The sequence below is a fragment of the Tissierella sp. genome (genome assembly GCF_052089545.1).
Classification (GTDB): Bacteria; Bacillota; Clostridia; order Tissierellales; family Tissierellaceae; genus Tissierella_A.
Genome location: NZ_JBQDAA010000126.1, coordinates 1 through 7051, shown reverse-complemented (window position 1 = coordinate 7051; position 7051 = coordinate 1). Strand labels below are relative to the sequence as shown.

10 protein-coding genes and 1 other annotated feature are annotated in these 7051 nt (G+C 32.1%); all 10 genes read right to left on the bottom strand.

Translation table 11 applies throughout. The features are described from left to right. Positions 1-24 precede the first annotated feature (24 nt). The gene (locus ACTHW2_RS09155) at positions 25-309 is read right to left on the bottom strand and encodes a hypothetical protein (RefSeq protein ID WP_442263632.1); all 285 of its coding nucleotides are present in this window, start codon (positions 307-309) and stop codon (positions 25-27) included. Between the two features lie 70 nt (positions 310-379). Beyond that, positions 380-627: a binding site (T-box leader), on the bottom strand. A gap of 96 nt (positions 628-723) precedes the next feature. Continuing rightward, on the bottom strand, positions 724-1095 hold the full coding sequence (locus tag ACTHW2_RS09150) for an IS30 family transposase (RefSeq protein WP_442263633.1): 372 nt from the start codon (positions 1093-1095) through the stop codon (positions 724-726). Between the two features lie 6 nt (positions 1096-1101). Beyond that, the gene (locus tag ACTHW2_RS09145; protein WP_442263631.1) at positions 1102-1413 is read right to left on the bottom strand and encodes a transposase; all 312 of its coding nucleotides are present in this window, start codon (positions 1411-1413) and stop codon (positions 1102-1104) included. Next, positions 1388-1810 carry a hypothetical protein gene (locus tag ACTHW2_RS09140; RefSeq protein WP_442263630.1) on the bottom strand — a complete coding sequence of 141 codons (423 nt, stop codon included), beginning with the start codon at positions 1808-1810 and terminating at the stop codon, positions 1388-1390. Before ACTHW2_RS09140 ends, ACTHW2_RS09145 begins: the two co-directional genes overlap by 26 nt. A 174-nt stretch (positions 1811-1984) precedes the next feature. Next, positions 1985-3115, bottom strand: a complete 1131-nt coding sequence (locus ACTHW2_RS09135) for a sodium ion-translocating decarboxylase subunit beta (RefSeq protein WP_442263629.1) — start codon at positions 3113-3115, stop codon at positions 1985-1987. A gap of 29 nt (positions 3116-3144) precedes the next feature. Beyond that, positions 3145-3552, bottom strand: a complete 408-nt coding sequence (locus tag ACTHW2_RS09130) for a biotin/lipoyl-containing protein (protein ID WP_442263628.1) — start codon at positions 3550-3552, stop codon at positions 3145-3147. Between the two features lie 21 nt (positions 3553-3573). After that, the gene (locus ACTHW2_RS09125) at positions 3574-3954 is read right to left on the bottom strand and encodes an OadG family protein (RefSeq protein WP_442263627.1); all 381 of its coding nucleotides are present in this window, start codon (positions 3952-3954) and stop codon (positions 3574-3576) included. Positions 3955-4138: 184 nt separating this feature from the next. Then, the gene (locus ACTHW2_RS09120) at positions 4139-5164 is read right to left on the bottom strand and encodes a biotin-dependent carboxyltransferase family protein (RefSeq protein WP_442263626.1); all 1026 of its coding nucleotides are present in this window, start codon (positions 5162-5164) and stop codon (positions 4139-4141) included. Further along, positions 5151-5897, bottom strand: a complete 747-nt coding sequence (pxpB, locus tag ACTHW2_RS09115; protein ID WP_442263625.1) for a 5-oxoprolinase subunit PxpB — start codon at positions 5895-5897, stop codon at positions 5151-5153. Before pxpB ends, ACTHW2_RS09120 begins: the two co-directional genes overlap by 14 nt. 19 nt (positions 5898-5916) lie before the next feature. After that, positions 5917-7051, bottom strand: a 1135-nt coding sequence (locus ACTHW2_RS09110; protein ID WP_442263624.1) for an NRAMP family divalent metal transporter, incomplete at its 5' end; no start/stop codon positions are given.

The window sequence follows — 7051 nt, the reverse complement described above, 5'->3', positions numbered from 1 at the left end:
ATTTATTATATCATGTCCGAGTTTTTATTGTATAATTAAGTGTAACCTATCCATGTTTTCTATTATATCAAGTTTTGTCTTTTTATAAATCACAGTCATAAGACCAGTAAATGTTACAAATCCTAAAACTATAGTTGGTAGTATATCTTTCATAGCACTTGTCATTTTCCCTGCAAGTAGTGCTACTACTATAGTTGTATCTCCATCATATTGAAAGGGAAACATTAAAAGTAATATTCCTATTAAAGATGGGATTATAAATTTTAAATAGTCTCCTATTTTATATTGTTTTTTCATTGTGTCTTCCACTTATCTTACCTCCATTTGTTTTACCTCTTATTTCCATAAATAAAAAAGCACCCATCCCTAGGAAATAAATCCTAGGAACGAGAGCTATATCTTCCGCGTTGCCATCCTAATTTGTTTGAATTTTACAATTACAAACCTCTTAGAGTAAATATCTTTACCCTGCCACTATAACGGGTGAATCCGTTGCATCCTTGATCAATAGATCTCAGAACAAAACTCAAAGGTCCTCTTCGTAAATAAATCACTTATTCTCTTCCACCAATTCAGAACTCGCTGTAAAGTTATTTTAAATACTACTTGTCTTTTCTAAGTTTTATTTTATCATAAGTATTGTATAATAATACTCTTTGTTTGTAAAGTATTATTACAAGCAATTTAAAATCCTAGTTGTAAAGTGTAATGACTGAAATATTTTTATACAATATCAGATTTAACTATCCTTTTTTTAAACTCATATGATGATTCACCATCAAATAATCTTCTTGGATAGTTATTAAGCCATCTTTCTATATCTTTAACTTCTTTAACTTTTACAGCAGTTATAAGTGATCCTTTGGGTATGAATCTTCTTATCATACCATTTGTCTGCTCATTACTACCTCTCTCCCATGAGCAATAAGGATGGGCATAGTATATATTAGTTTTTGTTAAATTCTTACTGAATAAAGATTTTTCCATTCCCTTGTCATTAAGAAATTCACTTCCATTATCTACTGTAATGCTTTTAAATATCTTTGAAAACTTAACTCTTCCAGTCTTTCTTTCTAATTTATTTAATACGTTAATTACACATCATTGGCTTTGTGATGGCATTTTAAAGATTAGTGTCTCCCTAGTTTGCCTCTCAACTAAAGTTAGTAAACATTTCTTCTCTTTCTTCTTTGCGCCTTCTATACAATCCATTTCCCAGTGACCATATTCACTACGAATATCAGCAGCCTTAGGACGCTCTAATATGCTTTTACCATCAATCTTATGGCTTGATTTATGAACACGTTTCTGTTTTCTTTTAATAGATTTACCTCGCCTAGGTAATTTTTTATTCGTAAGGTTTGGAAATAATCCTATATCTATATAATTATATAGATATAGGATTATTTCCATTCTTGTCTTTCCAATTCTTCTTATCTAGTTTCATAATTACAGCATCTGGAGACATTTTATTTTTTATTATTTCTTTCTCTATATAATTTACGAGTTCGTAGTCTTTAAATAATTTTATATTCGGACCCTTACCAGTGCTTTGGAAGTCAGCATCTTTCTGTGCTAGTTCTGCACTATAGCTTATATAGCCTTTCCAAGATGTATCTTTTAGAATTACTTTTCCTCTTTTTAATTCTCTTCTTATCGTTGATTCACTAACACTTATTAAGTTTACTAGTGATGGAATTAAATTCTTCTTATTCTTTTTTCTAGTAAAATAATACTCTATTAACTGTCTGTCTTCAAAAATTAAATGTTTACCTTTTCTTCTTTTTTTGATATACTTTGTCTGATCCAATGATTTATCCTCCTTGTTTGTGTTGTGACTTACATTGTATAGGATATTTCATTGGATTTCTTTATTACACTCTATTTATTCTTTATTCTTTCATTTAATTATACAACTCGCCCAAGCAATTTAAAAATTACTATTGATAAACCCTTTACTTAGATTTAAAAACTGTATAATATTCTAACCAAAGAACATTAGTAAAAGTCCTGCTGCTACTGCTGAGCCTATCACTCCAGCTACATTAGGTCCCATTGCATGCATAAGCAAGAAGTTTGAAGGGTTTTCTTGTTGTCCGACCTTTTGCGCAACTCTTGCTGCCATAGGAACTGCTGATACTCCTGCTGCTCCAATAAGTGGGTTTATTTTCCCTCCACTTAGTTTATACATAAGCTTTCCAAATAAAACTCCTGCTATTGTTCCTACTGAAAATGCTGCTAGCCCTAGAGCAATTATACTTAATTTTTGTGTGGTTAAAAACAGTTCTGCTTCAGCCTTTGCTCCAACTGTTATTCCAAGTAGTATGGTTACTATATACATCAGCGAGTTTTGAGCTGTTTCTGTAAGCTTTGGAACTACTCCTGATTCTTTTATTAAGTTACCTAGCATAAGCATACCTATTAAGGCTGCTGCTGATGGTAAAAGTAATATTGTAAATAGCGATACTACTATTGGAAATATTATTTTTTCTGTTTTTGATACTGGTCTTAATTGTTCCATTTTTACTTGTCTTTCTTCTTTTGTTGTTAATGCTCTCATTATTGGTGGTTGTATTATAGGAACAAGTGCCATATATGAATATGCTGCTATAGCTATTGGTCCTAAAAGGTTTGGTGCCAGCTTTGATGTTAAAAATAAAGCTGTAGGCCCATCTGCCCCTCCTATAATAGCTGTTGCTGCAGCTTCTGCACCTGTAAAGCTTACAAATGGTACAAATTTGTCTAAAAGAATTGCTCCAATAAAGGTAAAGAATATACCAAACTGTGCTGCTGCTCCCAACAATACACTTTTGGGATTAGCAATTAAGGGTCCAAAATCTGTTCCAGCGCCTACACATAAAAATATAAGCGGTGGATATATACCTAGTTCTGTTCCTTGATATATATAGTATAGTAAACTTCCCTCTTCCATAAGGCCGGCAAGGGGCATATTTACAAGTAACATACCAAAGGCTATAGGTATTAATAGATATGGTTCATATTCTTTTTTAATTGCTAAATATAGAAATACTAAAGCTATAATTATCATTATAAGCTGTTTTATACTCATGGCTGAAAAGCCAGTAGTTTTCCAAAATTCTATTAATATATCCATCTATTTTTCCTTCCTTTCTTATTAATAAATTATTCTAAGGAAATTAATGGATCTCCCGATTCAACTGACTGTCCTTTAGAAACATTTACTGCTACAACCTTTCCGTCTCTTGGAGCCATTATTTCATTTTCCATCTTCATAGCTTCAAGTATTAATAAAATATCTCCTTCTTTTACGCTATCACCCTCAGCTACTTTTACATCGAATATTCCTCCAGGCATAGGTGCATTAACAGTTTCCGCATCTTGAGGAGCTGGTTCTGGCTTTGATTCTGGCTCTGGTGTAGGCTTTGGGGTTGGTTGTGGTTTTGGCTGTGATTTTGGAGCTGATTGTTGACTTGCAACATTTCTTCCAGTATTTACACTACTCTCTCCACTTACTTCTTCAACTTCAACCTCATAAGTATTGCCATTAACAGTTATATTATATTTTTTCATAAGCTTATCCTCCTTATTTTATTAAATTCTCTTTATGCTTTTTATATTTACATTATTTATATCAATCTCATCATTAACAGCTATAGCAGCTGCTATAACTGCTGACAAATCTTCATCATCTATTTTCTTTAAGGAATCTTTACTATGGGCTGCGATTGCAGCTCCAATAACTGCTATCAATTCTTCATCTATAGCTTTACTTTCTATATCAGCATCTATATTGTTTTTCTTAAGGTTGTTTTCTTCTTTACTAGGTAGTTTTCCTGAGTCTTTTTCATAAAAAAATAATTTAAAGCCACCCAATATTAGGGATATAACAATCAATGTTAAAAATACTATACCCATACTAAATAGGGTTACTATTAAAGCTTCTGATATACTAACTCCATCTTGTAGATTCATCTAATCACCTCTTTTAATAATCTTATAAAACATAGCCATTCTATTTTAAAGATTGTTAAACAATTGTATTTTCTATTATTAAAATAGACTTGGCTCATAGGAACCAAGACTATCTTAATAACTAATTTATCTAACTTATATATTTACATAAGTTTGTGATAAATGTTTTAATCTATATAAAATTTTAAAGTTCTCTTACTACAACATTAAATGTTTTTTCTCCAATCCTAAAATTCATATTTCTAATTCTTCTAAATTCAAATCTATTATCAGATATAAAAGTTTTTATCTCTGATATCTTTTTCTCATATTCTTTGTAGATCCTTTGGGCTTCATCTATAGAAACCTTCTTAAATTTCATCTTTCCTCCAGGTTTCATTTGAGCTAATTTATTTAAGTCTGGACTTATAACAGTTCCTATCTTTGTATAACCTCCTGTAGTTTGCCTATCTGCCATCATAATTATAGGTGAACCGTGACCAGGAACTTGTATAGAACCAAATACAATCCCATCTGAAATTATATCTGCTCCGTCAAGATGTTCTATTTTAGGCCCATCTAACCTATATCCCATCCTATCTGCTTCAGAGGTTATCTTGTACTCTGAGTTTAAAAATGTATGGATAGCTTCTTGGGTAAAATGGTCATCCTGTGGCCCTAATACCACTCTTATAATATCTTGATTCTTATATTCAGGATTAAATTTTACTGGTAAATAGCTACCAGAATCCGGAATTATATTATTTTTAAGGGGAAGTATATCTCCTTTAGCAAGCTTTCTTCCTTCAAATCCACCTATCTTCCCTTTAAGAAAAGTAGATTTACTGTTCATTATCTCATCTACGTCTATACCACCACTAAAGGCAATATAGCTTCTAATCCCTGTAGAAGCACTTGAGAAACTTAGTTTATCATCAGCTCTTACAAGCAGGCTAGTCCACATGGGTACTCTTTCACCATTTATTTTAGCTTTCATATCTGCCCCAGTTATACTTATTACTACATCACATTTAAACTCAATTTGGGGACCCATCAAAGTAGCTTCTAATACACCTTCATTTTCATTGTTTCCTACTAATAAATTAGCTATTCTTGTTGAAAAATGATCCATTGCTCCAGCCACACTCATACCATATCTTTGATATCCCCATCTTCCTATATCTTGTACAGTAGTAAGTAGTCCTGGATTTAAAATTTTAATCTCCCTCACGGACTTCACCTCCTTCTATGATATTTATCTTATATTCGTCCTTTTCAATCTTTCTTAATATATCTAAGTATTCCTTTTCATCTACTGGTACAAATCTTACATAGTCACCAGCATTTAAAAGAACAGGTGGATCCTCTAATGGTGTGTATAATTTTACAGGAGTTCTTCCTATAAGTTGCCATCCTCCAGGGCTATCTATTGGGTATATACCTGTTTGTTTTCCTGCTATACCAGTGGAACCTGCAGGTATTTTAGTTCTAGGAGTTTGAAGTCTAGGTGTTTCTATTTCTTCACTCATTCCTCCTAGATAGCTAAATCCAGGTGTAAATCCTAACATATAGACAAGATAATCCCTAGAACTATGGATATCTATAACTTGGTCTCTTGTTAAATTGTTATGTTTGGCTACAAAGTCTATATCTGGACCATATTCTCCACCATAAACTGTAGGAAGTTCAATAATTGTTATTTCACTTTCCTTGCTATCTTTTAAATCATTTTCTTTTATTTTTAATTTTTCTACAAGTTCTTTAAAGCCAATGATTAAAGGATCATATAATACCAATATAGATCTATAGGTAGGAATAATTTCATTTATTCCTTCTATTTTTTCAGTATCTAATACCTCAACCATACTCCTAATTTTAGCATTTATTCCTGGAGAAATTGAGTTTCCAAATTCTACTACAAGTGATTTATCACCTGCTACAATATATTTTGTCTCTTTATACATAATCATCACCAACTTTTCTTTATTTAAATAGTTCAGTTAATCCCGCAAGAGAATTTACACCTAGATAAAGTGTTACAAGTACTACTATTATTCCTAAAAATAGTAACCATTTAGGATGTTCATAGTATCCTATAATTTTTTTATTTCTACAGGCAAGTAACATGGTACCTAGTGTTAGAGGTAATATTATACCATTTAAAGATCCTGCTACTACTAAAAGAACTACCGGTCTTCCAATTGTAATAAACAATAAAGCTGAAACAGAAATAAATCCTATAATCCATTTATTTTCATATTTTTCAATAGGCTTTGCTAAAGTTGTAAGAAATGAAACCGATGTATAAGCTGCTCCAACTATTGAAGATATAGCCGCTGCCCAAATTACCACTCCAAATAGTTTGTATCCAATATTCCCTGCTCCCAATTGAAATGCCGAAGCTGGCGGATTTGCTTCATCTAAAACTAAACCTTTTGATACAACACCTAAAATTGCTAGGAAAAGAAGTATTCTTATAATAGTTGCAACTCCCATACCCGTAAGTGCTGATTGATTTATTTGATCCAAATTTTCTTCTCCAGATATTCCAGCATCAAGAAGTCTATGTCCACCCGAAAAAGTTATATAACCTCCTACAGTACCTCCTACCAATGTTATAATAGCCAAGATAGGAAATGATTCCGGTATAAAGGTTCTTTGAATTGCTTCTCCCACTGGTGGTGATGTTGAAATTGCAACATATCCTATTAATATTATCATTGATCCACCTAATATTTTAGTCAAGGTATCCATTGCCTTTCCAGCTTCCTTAGATATAAAAACTCCTATTGCAATAATTGCAGATATAGCTGCACCGATCCTTAAATCTAAATTAAATAACACATTTAAACCTAAAGCTGCTCCACCTACGTTTCCAATATTAAAGGCTAAGCCTCCAAGAGATACTGCAAATGCTAAGAAATATCCTAATCCAGGTAATACTTTATTAGCTATATCCTGCCCTCTCATACCAGAAACTCCTATTATTCTCCATACGTTTAATTGAGCTATTAGAGATATAATAACTGATGTTAGAATTACAAATCCAAATGTAGCGCCTAATTCAGAAGTAAATGTCGCTGATTGAGTTAAAAAACCAGGACCTACTGCAGATGTC